This is a genomic window from Fimbriimonas ginsengisoli Gsoil 348 (genome assembly GCF_000724625.1).
Lineage (GTDB): Bacteria > Armatimonadota > Fimbriimonadia > Fimbriimonadales > Fimbriimonadaceae > Fimbriimonas > Fimbriimonas ginsengisoli.
Window position 1 is genome coordinate 4,598,865 of record NZ_CP007139.1, and the last position, 15,231, is coordinate 4,614,095.

Genomic DNA, 15,231 nt, shown 5'->3' on the forward strand with positions numbered 1-15,231 from the left:
GAATGCTAAGAAAGCTATTGCCATTCTTTCAGTAATGGTTCTCGCAGTGGGGGCCATGGCCCAGGGTGGAGGTCGCGGAGGCCAGCGCGGCTTCGGACGATTTGGTCAGCAGAGCCCAACCAGCCTGCTTCGCCGAACCGACGTCAAAGAGGACCTCAAACTCACCGACGATCAGAAGTCCAAGCTTGCCGATGTCCAGCAGAAGCAGCAAGAGAAGATGCGCGACGCATTTCAGAACAGCGGAATTCAGTTCCAGCCGGGCACCCCGCCCAGCGCTGAGGACCAGAAGAAGCTGCAAGACATGATGACCAAGCTGAACGAGGAGAACACGAAGGAGATCAACGCAATCCTGGACGCCGACCAGCAGAAGCGGCTCAAGGAGATCTTCGTCCAGTTCCAAGGCAACGCCATCGCGGGCAATGCCGACTACCAGAAGGACCTCGGCATCACCGACGACCAGAAGGCGAAGATCGCGGAGCTTCAGAAGAAGCAGGGCGAAGCGATGCAGGCTCTCTTCCAGAAGATGCGAGACCAGGAAATCGATCGCCAAGGCTTCACCGAAGCCACGGAAAAGAACACCAAGATCATGAACGACGAGATCGGAAAGATCCTTACCGACGATCAGAAGAAGAAGATCGCGGATTGGAGCGGCAAGCCGTTCGTCAAGAAGGACCAGCCCGGCGGGCGAGGCGGCGGCGGCCTCTAAAGCCCCCAAAGTGGCTCGGACCGCCCGTCCGAAGTCACTCCAATAAAATAAGAGCCGCCGCCCCGCACCGCGGGGCGGCGGCTCTTTTCTTTTCCGTTGTTGAAGTTGATCTATACTGTAGACGTAGCTGTACCGAGCCCACCTTTTTTGCTCTCACGGGGGAACAGCAAATGCGGACTCGGGACGATCCAAGGCACTCCTAACGGGGGCCGGGAGTCCCGTATGTCACCAGAAGACGCTAGCGCGGCCGCCGTCGAAATTCTTTCGAGGCGGACCGAGAATGAGATCCGTATCGTCACGGACAATCCCAACGATTGCAAACAGACAATCACGGCTTTTCGCAAACTTGGCTGTCGGGTCAAGGTCGAGCAGGACGGCAACCTGCTTCGAGTAACGAGGCCGGCTAAATGACCTCCGAAGAGACGGTCGCCCGCCCCTTATCCGAGCGCGAGCTCTTCTTTGCCACCAATCATCAAGCCGCCCATGCGGTTGTCGCGATGACGCTTGGATGCTTTGTTGGAGACTTGGCGGTTTCCGATGAAGCGGATACCGATCCAGGTTGGTCCAGCTCTCCCGCCCCGCTTGCCGACGCAGAATCGATCTTCGCGGCCGGATACGCGATGGAAATGCTTTTGTGGCGAACCCGCGGCCGGGCGTGGGCCGAATCGGAGTGCGATCGTCAACGACTGGCGGATCGATACGGCGATGTAACCGGCAACGACCTCTCACCGGAAGCCGCCGACGCTCGCTTCTTGGATGCCGCCGCCCAGTCTCGCGCGATCCTCAACCACGATGGGGCTCGGAGGACGATCGACGCGCTCGCCCATGCTTTGGTCGAGTGCTATTCTCGCGGTTCCGGTCGCCTCGAAGCGGCGGCCGTAAGAGCGATCACCACCCAGTTCTTCGGTGATCAGCGGCCGGTAGCGGCAATATCCGTCGCTGACTGAACTGTTTCTGGGCTGAATCGTCATCGCCTGTCAAGGCGTAGAGAGATATAGGCCCAAACCACTCTAGGCCCCTGCGGTTTTGCAATGAATTTCCGACAATAGAGTGATAGAGTAGAAACATGCGAATCTCGATTCCCACCCGCGATCGAGAGCGCCTAGTCCGAGCGCTCCATGCCGAAAGAGGAATGGACGGCTTCGTTGAGATCACGCTGCTTCGCCTGGAACCGGGCGAGCAGCCGGCTCTCATCAAGCAATCCGTATCCGCGTTCGAAAGCGAGGCCCTTGCCGACGGCGCGCCGATCTTCGACGCCCACGGTACCCCCGACTTCCCCCCCGGCTTCTGGCCCGCCCGCCGCGTCGCCGGCGGCTGGGTAGCGCTAATCGACGATTCAGTCATCGAAGCCTAGCCCAAAAAAGTGGCATGGGCGGCCCGCCCATGTGTATCTCGGGCGGCCCGCCCGAGTCCCAGCGTCCGTCAACCAGTTGAATCTTTGCGCTCAATCTGGAAAGGACTTCTTTGTACGTTTTGTACACCCCCTGACCAGCGTACAAAACGTACAAAGAAATGACCGGCCTTCCTCGATCTACAGCGAAGGCAAGATCGTCAACCGGTAGATCTTGTCCGAGCTTGCCAGATACAAAAACCCGTCTGGCCCCTCGGTCACATCGAACAAGTGCCCAAGCCCGGTGACCAATACCTGCTGGCTCGTGATTGCGCTCCCGCTAATCGAGAACTCCCGGAGCGTTCCATCGTTGTAGCTCCCCATCACCAACCCGCCCGCGAATCCGTAGGCGTCGGAGGTCGAGAACGCGATCCCCGTGGGAGCGATCGTCGGATTGAACCGGGCCAACGGCATGACGAAAGCGGAGTCGTGGTCGTTACACGGTTGATCGGGACGCCAGCCGTAGTTCGCCCCCTTCACAATCCGGTTGATCTCGTCGTCGCACCCAGGGCCGTTCTCCGAGACGAACGGCGTGCCTGTGCCGGGCTGGAATGCCAACCCAAACGAATTGCGCAGCCCCAGCGCCCACATCGGGTTCCCAGCCACCGGATTATCGCCCGGTACCGTTCCGTCTGGGTTGTATCGGAGAATCTTGCCCGGCAAGACATTCGGATTCTGAGAGTTCGCCGGATTGCCGTTCTCGCCGATCGTGACGTACAGCTTGCCGTCGGCTCCAAATCCGATCCGTCCCCCGTTATGGTTCCCCGCGATCGGCAACCGATCGACGATCACCGTTTCCGCGGTGCCGACGTTGGCCGAATCCGTAAACCGCACCACCCGGTCGCACCCCGCCCCCGCGTCGGTGTAGCAAAAATAAACGAAGTGATTGGTGTTGTACTGCGGGTCGAACGCCATGCTCAGCGCCCCCTGCTCACCCGCCGTCGCCACCGGCAAGGTAGTGAACGGAGTCGCCGATAAGCTGAACCCGCTTGCCACGCGTACCCGGCCCGTGGTGAGCTCGGTGAAGAAGAGCCGTCCATCCGGAGCAAAACGAAGGCAGGACGGCGTGTCGACCGACTCGATCACCGGAACCGCCGCGAACGTTCGGCCGGTCGGCGTTTGGCTTCCGCCCCCACTTCCTCCGCACCCGATTCCCAGGAGCAGCAAAATGCCCGCCGCCACAACATTCGTTCGTCTCATGTGATTCTCCGCCCGATCGTTCATCTTAGCTCGCGATGACCTCGTCTTCACCGCTCTTCCGAAGCGCAGATTCCATCTCCCAATCCGGAAGGGATTGCGTCCCAAAGCGAAGGGTTGGACCCGCGTAGCGGGGTCCTACCCTGGTGGCGGTAGCTACCAATTCAACCCCAACGGGGTTGCGTCCCCAGAATGCCGCAACCCCTTTGGGTTGAAAGATTGTCTGTCATCCGAACCAGGGTAGCTCGTGCCTCGCAACCCTTCGCTACTGGACGTAATCCCTTCGGGATAGGGAGCAAGGCCAGCGCGGACTTCAGACCCAATGTTCCGCCAAGCTTCAGCCCGCGGTCCGGGGAATCGGCCGAAGCCGACCCCTCGTCCCTTCCCAACGATCATCGGCGCCCCGGCGCTATCTAGATGCGGATACGCGGCTAGAATATGCGCGTGACGATGCTGTCTGCACTGATTCTTGCCTCCGCGACGCCCGCTCTGATCCCGCTCCCCAACCAGGTCCAGTGGAATACCGGTTCGTTCGCCTTAACCCGGACTACGCCGGTCGTGAGCCAGGGCTCCAGCTCCGAGACCCTAGACCGGCTCCGCGAAGCACTCGCCCTGCCACTCCGCTCCGAAAGCGGTGGCGATTCCGCGATCTTTCTCAAGAAAGGGCCCGGAATGGCCGCCGAGGAATACGACCTTAACGTCGACTCACATTCCGTCAGAATCAGCGCGACGACCGACGCCGGCCTCTTCTACGGTATCCAAACCCTGCGGCAGCTTAATCAAAACGGTCAAATCGCCGCCTGCCACATCCACGACGCCCCTCGATTCGCATGGCGTGGACTGCTGCTCGACGAGAGCCGCCACTTCTTCGGACCCAAGTTCATCCGGAAGTACATCGATGAGATGGCGGCCCACAAGCTGAACACCTTCCACTGGCACCTCACCGACGACGGCGGGTGGCGGATGGAGGTGAAGCGCTTCCCTGAGCTCACCAAGATCGGCGCCTGGCGCAAGGAGCAGGGGGTCGAATGGGATTACGGCAATCTCTACTTCCCCGGCCCCGGATCGAGCGCCAAGCTGTACGGCGGCTACTATCCGCAAAGCGAGCTGCGCGCCATTGTCAAATACGCCCGGCAACGTAACGTCACGATCGTCCCCGAGATCGAGATGCCGGGTCACAGCCTCGCTGCCGCCGCATCGCACCCACAACTGCAATGCGAGCTGCCCGCCGACGTCATGGCGAAATACCTCAAGGACTCGAATAGCCAGGCGCCGAGCATGGTCTGCCCTGGTAAAGACTCGACCGTCGAGTTTTACAAGCGTGTGCTCGACGAAGTCATGGCGATCTTCCCGTCGAAGTTCATCCACATTGGCGGAGACGAAGTCGACAAGACGCTCTGGCATCAATGCAGATACTGCCAATCGCGGATGCACGCCCTCGGATTGAAGGACGAGAACGAGCTTCAAAGCTGGTTCGTGCGCCAGATGGACGCCTACCTCGCCTCCAAAGGCCGGCGACTCATCGGTTGGGACGAGATCCTCGAAGGGGGCCTCGCTCCGGGTGCGGCGGTTATGTCTTGGCGCGGCATCGAAGGCGGAATCGCGGCCGCGAAAGCCGGCCACGACGTGGCGATGTCGCCGACGAGCCATTGTTACTTCGATTACAGCTACGATTCCATTCCCACCTCCCGCGTCTACTCGTACGAGCCGATCCCTGCGGAGCTGACCGGAGACGAGCGCAATCGGGTGCTGGGCGGCCAGGGAAACATCTGGACTGAGCACATCCCAACCCCCCCAGAAGGTAGAAGCGATGACCTATCCGCGAGCCGCCGCCCTCGCGGAGACGCTTTGGACGCAGCCTGAGCACAAGTCGTGGAGCGACTTCGAAAACCGGCTAAACCAGCACTATGTGCGCATGGAGAAAATGGGGATCGCCTTCCAGCTCGGCGCCCCAACCCTCGAGCCGGGGGTTTTGAACCTTGCTGCCGCCCATGAATGGAAGGTCACCCGCCCTGCCCTCGCCGGCGCGCGGGTGGTACTCGCCGACGGAACCGAAGTGCGGGACGGCCGCGTTCCCGCGCGGGAAGGGGATGTCCGCCTCTTCTTCCAGCTCCCCGGCGGCCGCCGGGGCGATGCCGCGGTCGGTCATGCCGTGACGCTACGAACCGCAACCGGCTTTACCGAATCCGGGCTAAAGCGAACCAAGATCGCCTGGAAGGGCGACCTAACTCCGGCCCCTTCCGCCTTCGCCGGAGGCACCTCCGATGTCGTATCGACGGCCACTCTCGACGGGTTGGATCTCAAGGAGCCGTTCGCGCTCCTGTTCGAAGGGGGACTCGTCATCGAGAAAGCGGGCCGCTACACCCTCGGCATCGGCAGCGACGACGGCTCGGTCCTTTACTTGGACGGCAAACGGATTCTCGAAAACGACGGCGCGCACGGGTATTACGAGCGCACCGTAACCGTCGACCTGCAACCCGGCGTCTACCCTCTCCAGCTAACCTACTTCGACGCCGGCGGAGCCCAACGCGTTAGCCTCTTCTGGACCCCACCCGGCGGCCAGCGGGAAACAATCGCCAACCTCCGCCACCGATAGAGCCTGACAACGCCCACAAAGGTATCCTCCGCCAAATGACCGCTTCGACCCCGGCCCTCGCTCTGCTACGACCCAACACGCGGGTGCGCCAAGCAATGATCGTGGTTGGCGGGGCCGCATTCACGGCCCTCTGCGCGCAGATTAGGATCCCTTTGGAGCCGGTGCCGGTCACCATGCAGACGCTTGGGGTTATGCTGACCGGCCTCGCCCTGGGCGGCCGGCTCGGTTTGTTCAGCCAGCTCCTGTACCTCTCCGCCGGGATCAGCGGACTCCCGGTGCTGGCCTCGATCTCCAGCGGACCGGCCGCCTTGGCGGGGCCTACCGGCGGCTACCTCGTCGGCTTCGCGGTTGCAGGATGGATGCTCGGCTTTCTTGCCGAACGGGGGTGGGACCGGTCGGTTTGGAAACTTGCAATCGCCGCGATTGCCGCTTCCACAGTGATCCTCTTGCTCGGATTTCTATGGCTCACCCGCTACATGCCGGCCGGCTCCGCCTTCCAAGCCGGCGTCCTTCCCTTCCTCGCCGGCGACGCGTTCAAGTGCGCCATCGTCGTTCTGTTGGTACCACCCATCTCGCGAAGCCTGGCTACCATGCCGTAACGTCGTTCTTTCCGGTAACTCGCCGTCGCACCATCGGCCCGTTCTCTATACTGCCGGTGATGCATCGCTTTTTTATTGCCGTGTCCATCTCGGCCGGCCTCCTAGCCGGCTGTGGCGGACACTCGTCGTCGCCCACGATCTATCCGAACGCCACCCCCGTCGGCGCAATGCTCGATCAGACCGGAACCCTGACCGACTTTACGCCCGAGTTCACCGCGGCCTGTCAACTCGCGGTGGAGGATGAAAACGCTCGCCTGGCCGCCATACCGAGCGGAACCCGCTTCAACCTGATTCTCCGGGATTCTAAATCGAACGACGCCGGCGCAGAAGAAGCGATCAACGGCTTCATCGGCGACCACGTTTCGTTCGTTATGGGCCCGCGAATCAGCTCGCAGTGCAAGCGAGTTCTCCCGATCGCCCAGACGCACGATATCGCGGTCGTTTCTACTCGATCGGTCTCCGACGACCTCTCGATTCCGAATGACGCCCTCTTCCGCCTCATTTCGCCCGATCGCGAGGTAATCCCTCTCGTTGCTAACGATGCTTTGGGGCGTGGTTTGAAGTCGATCTGCGTCCTCTATCGCAACGACATCTTCGGCAACAACGCACTCCAGATCATGACGGATAAAATCCGCGCCGGCGGCGGCAACATCGTCTACTCCCAGCCTTATGCGCCCACCGGAACGCCAAGCGATGGCGACTTGCAAACCTTTGCCGACGCGGTTCGGGCTCAGAAGGCGCTGCACGGAGCCGAAACCGGCATCGCCTACTTTGGCCTTAGCGAGCTGGTCCCCGCCTTTGCCAAGCTGAATGCCCAGCCCGACGATTTCCGAACCGTCAACGCCGTGGCATCGCAATCGCTGGCCAACATCCCGTCGATGGTCACCAATGCCCAGGCCGAGGCGTATTGCGCCGCGTGCAACTTCCAAGCCGTCGCCTTCGCCCTTGCCGACCATCCCGCCAAAGAGCTCCCGGCTGGATCCGCCTTGCTCGCACGCATCGCGGCCCGAAGCGGCAAAGCAACTCCTGACGAGCTCTCGATCAACGTGTACGACGGAATGCGCGCAATGCTTCGCGCGGCCCAACACCCGTCGGGAAGCGCCATCACCTCGATGCAGAAGGAATTCGCGACCTCGCCGCTCGGAACCATCGACACCATGCACTTCGACGCCAACGGCGATCGCCTCGGTGACTTCTACGGCATCTACAAGATCGACACCACCGGCACCCCGGCCTGGACCCGCATCGCCACCCTCACGCCCTGATACCGGGCCTGGGAGCGCGAGCTTTAGCTCGCTTGCGCGGTCGACTTCAGTCGACCCGACGCTGCGGGCTAAAGCTCGAGCGGAGCAAGCGAACTGAAGTTCGCGCTCCCTATGCCAATGCCGGTATTCAACACTAGGAGCGCGAGCACTACCTAGATCGAGTCGACGCCGCCAAGCGCAGGGTAACGTCCAGGGAATGGCACAGGAAGTTCGGGTCGGCGTAGCCGGCCTTACGCATGGTCACGTTTGGGGCCTTATCGACGCTTGGAGCAAGGTGGAGGGCGCAAAGCTCGTGGCGGTGGCCGACGAAACACCGCTCCTCGACAAAGCTCGCGACCGATTTGAAAAGTCGTACACCGACTGGCGCGAAATGCTCGCGAACGAGAAGCTCGACGCCCTCGTGGTGACCAGCGACAACGTCGAGTCGTCCGAGATCACGGTTCAAGCTCTTCACAAGGGAATCCCCTGCATGGTCGAAAAGGCAATGGCTGCCAACGCGTTCGACGCCGAGCGGATGCTGACCGCGATGCACGAGTCGGGCAAGACGCTGATGATCAACTGGCCCCTCGCCTGGGCGCCCTGGTTGGGCGAGCTTCAGCGCCGAATGGCCGACGGCTACATCGGCCAGCCCTTCCATCTCCGGTTCCGAAACGGCCACCAAGGTCCCAAAGAGATTGGCTGCGACGAGTGGTTCGTCGGCTGGCTGTATGACGAGACTAAAAACGGCGGTGGCGCGATCGCCGACTTCGGATCGTACGGCGCCGTCCTCGCTCGATGGCTGATGGGGATGCCGGAGACCGTCTACTGCATTCGAGGAAATTTCACCAAGGATTATCCGGTCTCCGACGACCACGCCGTCATCCTCCTCAAGTACCCGCACGGCACCGCATTCCTGGAAGGAACCTGGGCCACCGTCGGCTTCGATGGCGGACCAAACCCAGTTATTCACGGGAAGACCGGCACCCTCTCCGTCCAAGGTGGCGACCTGATCCTGACCGGTCAGAAGGTCGAAGTCCCTGAACCTGAGTTCAAGAATCCGGCGGAATACTTCCTGAACTGCATCCGAAGCGGCAAACAGCCGGAGGGAATTCTAAGTCCCGAGCTTTCCGCGGACGCCTGCCGGATTCTGGACGCCGCCATCAAAAGCTCCAAATCCGGCTGCGCCGAGCGGCCGATGTAGCATCGGCTGGGCCACGAAGCCATATTTCTGTAAACTGGCGTCGAATGGAATTTGACGTTGCTATCATCGGAGGCGGCCCCGGCGGATCTACCACCGGGACCCTGCTCAAAAAGCACAACCCCGCGCTCCGGGTAGCGATCTTTGAGCGGGAGACCTTCCCCCGCGACCACGTGGGCGAGAGCCAGCTTCCGGGAATCTCCGCCGTCCTCGACGAGATGGGGGCGTGGGACAAGGTGGAAGCGGCCAACTTTCCCATCAAGCTCGGCGGTACATACCGCTGGGGCCGTTCCCGCGAGCTGTGGGACGTGATGTTCTATCCGATCGATAAATTCGAGAACCAGGCTCGACCCGCCAAATACGAGGGACAGCGACGGGCCACCGCGTTTCAGGTCGATCGAGCGATCTACGACAAGATCCTGCTCGATCACGCCCGGGAAATGGGCTGCGAGGTGTTCGAGAACACCCGCGTCACCGAGATCGAGCGAGAAGGGGACCGAGTCGCCGGGCTGAAGCTCCAAAACGGCGAAAAGGTGACGGCCCGCCACTACGTCGACGCTTCCGGTCATGCCGGCATCTTGCGGCGAGCCATGGGCGTCCAGGTGGAGTACCCAACGACCCTGCAGAACATCGCGATCTGGGACTACTGGCAGAACGCGGATTGGGCGGTGGAGATCGGGGTCGGCGGGACCTTCATCCAAGTGATGAGCGTCGGCTACGGATGGATTTGGTTTATCCCACTCGGCCCCACCCGCACCAGTATCGGGCTCGTCATTCCCGCTGAGTATTACAAACAAAGCGGCAGGCGCCCGGCCGAGCTCTACGAGAAAGCGCTGAAGGACGACGACCGGATCGCCAACCTCATGAGGAATGCGGTCAGCGAGAATAAGCTCACCACCACCAAAGACTGGTCTTTCTTAGCGAGCCGTCAAACCGGCGAAAACTGGATGTTGGTGGGTGAAAGCGGCGGCTTTGCCGATCCGATCCTCTCCGCCGGTCTTACAATTACCCACGCCGCCGGACGGGAAGCCGCATTTACGATCCTCGAGCTGGATCGCGGAAAGGTCGACTCCGCTTGGCTGAAGAAGCAGTACGGAGTCCGCCAGAGCCAGCGGGTGACGAACCACATGCGGTTCGCCGACTACTGGTACACCACCAACGAGCAGCTCACCGACCTCAAAGGTTTCATCCAGAAGATCGCCTCCGATAACGGCCTCGACCTTACGCCCGACAACGCATGGTCGTGGCTGGCTCAGGGAGGGTTCATACGCGACGACCTCTCCACCGGCACCGGCAGCTTCTCCGTTCAAGCGATCCGCGCCCTCGGCGAGTTTCTCTCCGAGGTTCCCGCCGCGTCCCCTTTGAACAGCAACAACGTCTTTACGCTCGACCTCAAAGGGGCTTCCTGGACCACTCTCGCCCACTACGAAGCCGGCGCGGTGAGCAAGCGAGACGCCTACGAGCGGGACGGCAAGCTGCTGCCGATGGACGGCCTGTTCGATCTCCTCATTCAGATCCTTCAGCGAGAGCGAACCTCACGAGGAATCGTCGACGCTCTGAATCAATCGTTCGAGCACCTCCGTTCGGACCCGATGAGACGCCACCACGTCGTCATCTCCGCCCTACGCGCCTGGGAAGCCCTCGTACTGGACGGCTGGGTCGCCGCTTCTCACGACCCAACTCAACCCCTTCTAGACCTAAGCAGCGAATACACCGCCGTCGGCTGGAATAAGTACGCCGCCGAATCGTAGCGTCGGCTCCCAGCCGATGAGTCTTCCCATACTGAGGTCAAGGGCTCATCGGCAAGGTGCCGATGCTACGGTTATGGCAACCGAAGCCGAGGGTCCGGCTTCGCCGGGCGTAATCCGGCCAAGCGGAAACCGCGCTGCACGACCGGATGGCTGTTCGACAGCTTCCAAACGAACCCACTTCGCGCGTTCTCCAGCCCGCACATCATCATCCCGAGATCGATTCCGATGACGTCGGGGCCGACCCAGTTCCGCTGCGGACAATAACCGTTCGGAAACCCGTACTTCCCCCACGCCTCGGTATGGTCCTTGCGCATGGCGACGGCGAACGCCTGCGATTCGGCCGGCGTGAACGGCATGCTCGCTACTGCCGAAGTCGGGGTAACGACCCCTTCATCGTTTACCCAGCCCGGCGCGCCGAAAGCGTTGTATCCGTCTGGACCATCGCACGCGCTGAGCCCCCAGAACGTGGGGCCGTAGGCTGCCATCTTCTTCGGGTTGTCAATGCAGTACTGGCGATTCCCAAGAGTCGCGTTACGCGTCTCAACGCCGTAGTCGATGCCCAGGCGGTCGCGCTTGTTGCGGAAGTCGTAAAACGACTCCGTCATCTGGTGCATAAAGAGCGGGCCGCCGGTGAACAGATCAAATCCGCCATACGAGACCGGGGTGCGTTTGATCTTTTCCCAGCTGTCCTTCGGCAAGCTGGTGCTGCCGTAGGCTTGGATATAGAGCATTTTGCACTCGTTGAAGTCGTTCCAGCGAGCGTTAATGAATCCCTCTCCCGGATGCCACCCCATCGAGAAGTGCCGGGAATCCGGCTTATCGCCCCCGTCCGTCAACATCCACTGCCAGTCGATCCGCTTCTGAAACGCGTTTGCGTCCCGGTCGACATCGCGGTCTTTCCAATACCGTTGCGAGGCGAGCACCCCGGCGAGGCAGATGCTGGTGTCGATGCTGCTCGCCTCGCAATTCCAGATGCGCGTCCCCTTGTTGTAGTCGATGAAGTGATAGAGCCAGCCTCGCTCGTTCGGCCACCGCGTCATCAGACCGCGCAACGTCACCCGAGTTCGGTCCAACGCTTCTCGACGCGGAATCCACCCCCGCTCGGCGCCGATCGCGTAGGCCACCAGCGCGAAGCCGACGGACGCGCAGCTCGCCACCTCGTGCGCGTCCTTCCCCTCCGCGTTGGTCGCCCGGTCTTTGCTGAACCCATTAACCGGATTCGACTGCTCCCAAAAGAAACGCACCGCCCGGCGTTCCAAATCTTCAAGAAGCGGAGCCGGAGAGGCCCGAGGCGCGGGGTGAGCGATGGAGAGGAGAATGAGGCTTGTAAACATCGGAAATAAAAATAAAAAGAGGGGCGCGATGCCATGGCATCGCGCCCCCATGGCCGTGAAAGCTCTTAGCGAACTTCGGCAGGCATCGTCTGGCAGAAAGTGTCAAGCCACTGAACGTCGCCCATTGCACCCCAAGCGTTGAGCTGGTTCCTTTGGTAGCCCCACATGTTCAGCTCGTTGTCCTTACCGCAAATCGCGGAATTTGCAGCTCGCTTAGCATGGCTGTCGTGAAACACCAAGACCATCGCCTTGTTATCCCACTTGTTTCCGCCCCACGGATACTTCATTCCCGTGATTGGATCGCCAGGATAGTTCGCGGAAGGTGTCCAGTCAAGGTACGGACCGCCATCGACCCAAACTCGCTTGTGCTCACCAATAACCAGCGTGTTTGCCGGATTCTCGAACTCGGTATCGCTGATAGTGGCAGCACCCCAATCCTTCTTCCACATGAACGGAAGATCGGCAAGGAAGTACCCCCGTTGGAACAAGTTGCCCGAAGGAACCTTACCGTCGATCGCAAGCAGCGTCGGCTCGGAGGTGTCATCGGGATACTTTGCCGCTTGGTTCACCGTGTCGGTGAATAGGGCCGTCGACTTGACGTACGGGTAGATCATTCCCTTCCAAGAGATCTGACTCTTTGCGCCAGTGGAGGTGAAAATATCGTACTTCCGCTGGGGATATACGTCGTCGTTGTCGCCTAAGTAAATCTTCAGACCGGTTCCGATCTGCTTCATGTTGGAAAGCGACTGAGTGGTCTTTGCCGCAGCCTTCGCCTGAGCGAACACCGGGAAAAGGATGGCGGCGAGAATCGCAATGATTGCGATGACGACTAAGAGTTCAATAAGCGTAAAACCAGAACGTCTGCGTGACATAAAAGATCACCTCTTTGTGGATAGAACATGCATTAAGGGCGCGGTAGAACCGCGCACATCGAGAGCTAGCGGATAGACGATCTGCCTCTGAGGCAGCTCTTCGCTCCGCGTGATTGAAATCAAAAGGCGGGTGGCCTCTGCCGCCATGTCATAAATCGGTTGCCGAACGCTCGTCAATGGAGGAACTGTCCGGTTGCAGATATCCAGGGAATCGAATCCGACGACCGACAGGTCCGAAGGAACCGAAACACCCAGGCCACGCGCAACTTCCATACAAGCGACCGCCACATCGTCGGACCACACAAACAGCGCTGTCGGACGATCGGGGCGATTCAGGAACGCGGAAAGCTGTTCATGGGCCTCAACCGGGCTACCAATTCGCGGAAAGATCGGGAACGGCTCTATCCCTGCATCGGCAAGAGCGGAAAGGTAACCTTCGCGACGTGCCCCGGCTGCAACCGATCCTTCCGGTCCGCCGATCATTGCGATCCTCGTATGCCCGAGCCCGAGCAAATGGCGCACCGCAACTTCAGCCCCGGAGAAGTTGTCGGCATCTACCCAAGCGGCTTGCGGGTGGTCGGATCGCGTAAAAAACAGAACTGTTGGAACACCTCGATCAAGCAGTGCGGAAATCGTGGGATCCCCCTCGTCGCGGAGCACCAAGGCGCCATCCACCCGTCCGTCGCCGAGAATATCGGCCTCGGCTTCTGGACTGCGAACAGCTTGGGTATGAAGCATCAGGTCGAACCCTTTTTCCACCGCGCCCGCGCAAACCCCTCGCATCACCTCGCTGATGAAGCCGGAACCGGAGGAGAACAGTTCGGCATACTGGAAAACGATCGCCAAAGTGTTCGTGCGCCGTGTGACGAGCATTCGGGCCAAGCCGTTGGGCCGGTAACTCAACTCTTGGGCGGCACTTAGAACCCGCTTCTGCGTAACGTCGCTAATGCGGGCTTCGCGAGACCGGCCGTTCAGCACATAGCTAACCGTAACCTTCCCCACGCCTGCCAGCTTGGCAACGTCCGCAATCGTAGAGCGCTTCAACATTGAAATTTCGAATTCGTCCTAGCGTTTGGGGGCCGCCGGACCACCGCCGCCTACGCTACCGCTCTTCATCTTTCCCCAGAACTCACTAGCTGCCTTCTCGTCGCCATTGAAAGATTTCACGTATTTGGCTTTGTCCTCTGCTGACACCTTAGAGTAGTCGCCACCGCTCTTGTCGAACATCGCCTTGACGTCCATACCGGTGTTCGCAGCCTCCTTCATGTAAGCCTCATCGACTTTCGGAGCGGATGCACCGCAGCCAAAGGCAGCAAAACTGCATGCCACGAGAACCAAGAAGGACCACTTCGTCTTCACGTAGGGGATATTAACACAAAATTTACGACTTGCTGAACCGAATCAGCATTGCTGCCGAAAATCGCAAGAATTCCGCTTAAGGTTCCTCTTTGTTGCCCGGCTAGCAACCGAGACCAATTCAGCGGCAATTCTTTGCGGGTGATCCTCCACGGGACCAGGCAGTATTTGTGGCTGGCGGTGAAGCCGCCAGCCACAATTAATGACCTCGCCAGGTCCAAGCATTCGTCGGGCCTACCACAGGGCTGGTGGTTAGTTAATAGTCCGCCTGGACACTCTGTCTACCAACAGTTATGATTTTTGCCCGGCAGTCCGCTGTCGTGTCGGCGAAGCATCCGTATGGGTACAGAACTGGCTGAGATGTGTTCTTCTGGACGTTCACCCCTAGAGCAAGCGTATATGTTTGTTGTACCGTTGCCGTCCAGGTGTTTACGGGTCCCGTCACTTGCGTAAAATAACCCGTCTGGCCACTGATGTACGAACCTCGGACATAGGTGGTTGAACCCGAGGTTACATTCTGCATAAATCCTGCCGTCGCCGACACCACACCCGGCAGTGTCCCGTCGATTTCCGCCTTCGCAAACCAGGTTCCGGGGTTAGAATTCGGCTGTCCGCCGCACTGAGCATGGGATCGGGCATAGTACTTGGTCGCTATGCTAACGTTGACGTTGCTAACAGGCGGCGTTTCCCCAGCAGCCCCCGTCCAAGTTACGGTCCAAGTCACCGTGGGAGAAACCGAGTCGAGAGCGCTCGCGGAACCAGCCGGGCCACCGCAACTAACGGAATTCGCGCCGCCCCAGGTCAACTCATACGTTGGTGAGCCTGCGACCGACGCATAGCAGTTCGTCGTTGGGGAGGCCAAGAGAGTACCGCCAGAAAGAGAGTAGGTACCCGCGAAAGAAGCTGCCGAGAACAGTCCTAAGGCAACTAAGGAACCAGTTTTTAGAAACATCGTTGATCTCCAAGTAGGGGTTAGACGCCCTACATG

14 protein-coding genes and 1 pseudogene are annotated in these 15,231 nt (G+C 60.4%); 9 read left to right on the forward strand and 6 right to left on the reverse strand.

Annotation, left to right across the window (positions count from 1 at the left end):
* Window positions 1–34: 34 nt before the first annotated feature.
* The 3 genes from OP10G_RS20685 (at window position 35) to OP10G_RS20700 (ending at window position 2,060) form a co-directional block, all read left to right on the forward strand.
* Window positions 35–706, forward strand: a complete 672-nt coding sequence (locus tag OP10G_RS20685) for a Spy/CpxP family protein refolding chaperone (RefSeq protein WP_025228529.1) — start codon at window positions 35–37, stop codon at window positions 704–706.
* 407 nt (window positions 707–1,113) lie between these two features.
* Entirely contained in the window at window positions 1,114–1,653 is a 540-nt protein-coding gene (locus OP10G_RS20695) for a hypothetical protein (protein WP_025228527.1), read from the forward strand.
* 119 nt (window positions 1,654–1,772) lie between these two features.
* Window positions 1,773–2,060 (forward strand): hypothetical protein, encoded by a 288-nt coding sequence (locus OP10G_RS20700; RefSeq protein ID WP_025228526.1) that lies wholly within the window; start codon window positions 1,773–1,775, stop codon window positions 2,058–2,060.
* A gap of 177 nt (window positions 2,061–2,237) precedes the next feature.
* Here the strand turns inward: OP10G_RS20700 and OP10G_RS25220 are convergent, their stop codons facing one another.
* A complete protein-coding gene (locus tag OP10G_RS25220; protein ID WP_158409307.1) occupies window positions 2,238–3,296 on the reverse strand; it encodes a PQQ-dependent sugar dehydrogenase in 1,059 nt (352 codons plus the stop codon).
* Between the two features lie 447 nt (window positions 3,297–3,743).
* Here OP10G_RS25220 and OP10G_RS20710 point away from each other — a divergent pair, with 447 nt between their 5' ends.
* The 6 genes from OP10G_RS20710 to OP10G_RS20730 all read left to right on the forward strand — a co-directional run bounded on the left by OP10G_RS20710 (window position 3,744) and on the right by OP10G_RS20730 (window position 10,681).
* Entirely contained in the window at window positions 3,744–5,156 is a 1,413-nt protein-coding gene (locus tag OP10G_RS20710; protein WP_227625152.1) for a beta-N-acetylhexosaminidase, read from the forward strand.
* Window positions 5,104–5,889 carry a PA14 domain-containing protein gene (locus OP10G_RS25225; RefSeq protein WP_052547880.1) on the forward strand — a complete coding sequence of 262 codons (786 nt, stop codon included), beginning with the start codon at window positions 5,104–5,106 and terminating at the stop codon, window positions 5,887–5,889. Before OP10G_RS20710 ends, OP10G_RS25225 begins: the two co-directional genes overlap by 53 nt.
* Before the next feature lie 35 nt (window positions 5,890–5,924).
* Entirely contained in the window at window positions 5,925–6,488 is a 564-nt protein-coding gene (locus OP10G_RS20715) for a biotin transporter BioY (RefSeq protein ID WP_038473495.1), read from the forward strand.
* A gap of 59 nt (window positions 6,489–6,547) precedes the next feature.
* A complete protein-coding gene (locus OP10G_RS20720; RefSeq protein ID WP_025228523.1) occupies window positions 6,548–7,753 on the forward strand; it encodes an ABC transporter substrate-binding protein in 1,206 nt (401 codons plus the stop codon).
* A gap of 196 nt (window positions 7,754–7,949) precedes the next feature.
* Window positions 7,950–8,933, forward strand: a complete 984-nt coding sequence (locus OP10G_RS20725) for a Gfo/Idh/MocA family protein (protein ID WP_025228522.1) — start codon at window positions 7,950–7,952, stop codon at window positions 8,931–8,933.
* 44 nt (window positions 8,934–8,977) lie between these two features.
* Window positions 8,978–10,681 carry an NAD(P)/FAD-dependent oxidoreductase gene (locus tag OP10G_RS20730; RefSeq protein ID WP_025228521.1) on the forward strand — a complete coding sequence of 568 codons (1,704 nt, stop codon included), beginning with the start codon at window positions 8,978–8,980 and terminating at the stop codon, window positions 10,679–10,681.
* A gap of 71 nt (window positions 10,682–10,752) precedes the next feature.
* Here the strand turns inward: OP10G_RS20730 and OP10G_RS20735 are convergent, their stop codons facing one another.
* The 5 genes and pseudogenes from OP10G_RS20735 to OP10G_RS20750 all read right to left on the reverse strand — a co-directional run bounded on the left by OP10G_RS20735 (window position 10,753) and on the right by OP10G_RS20750 (window position 14,246).
* Entirely contained in the window at window positions 10,753–12,015 is a 1,263-nt protein-coding gene (locus tag OP10G_RS20735; RefSeq protein WP_158409309.1) for a glucoamylase family protein, read from the reverse strand.
* A 65-nt stretch (window positions 12,016–12,080) separates the two neighbouring features.
* The gene (locus OP10G_RS25230) at window positions 12,081–12,887 is read right to left on the reverse strand and encodes a prepilin-type N-terminal cleavage/methylation domain-containing protein (protein ID WP_025228519.1); all 807 of its coding nucleotides are present in this window, start codon (window positions 12,885–12,887) and stop codon (window positions 12,081–12,083) included.
* Window positions 12,888–12,893: 6 nt separating this feature from the next.
* The gene (locus OP10G_RS20745) at window positions 12,894–13,733 is read right to left on the reverse strand and encodes a LacI family DNA-binding transcriptional regulator (RefSeq protein WP_227625153.1); all 840 of its coding nucleotides are present in this window, start codon (window positions 13,731–13,733) and stop codon (window positions 12,894–12,896) included.
* Window positions 13,734–13,784: 51 nt separating this feature from the next.
* A pseudogene (locus OP10G_RS27985) lies at window positions 13,785–13,934 on the reverse strand (LacI family DNA-binding transcriptional regulator); the annotation flags it as partial.
* Between the two features lie 18 nt (window positions 13,935–13,952).
* Complete coding sequence (locus OP10G_RS20750; RefSeq protein WP_025228517.1) at window positions 13,953–14,246, reverse strand: hypothetical protein; 294 nt, start codon at window positions 14,244–14,246, stop codon at window positions 13,953–13,955.
* Window positions 14,247–15,231 lie beyond the last annotated feature (985 nt).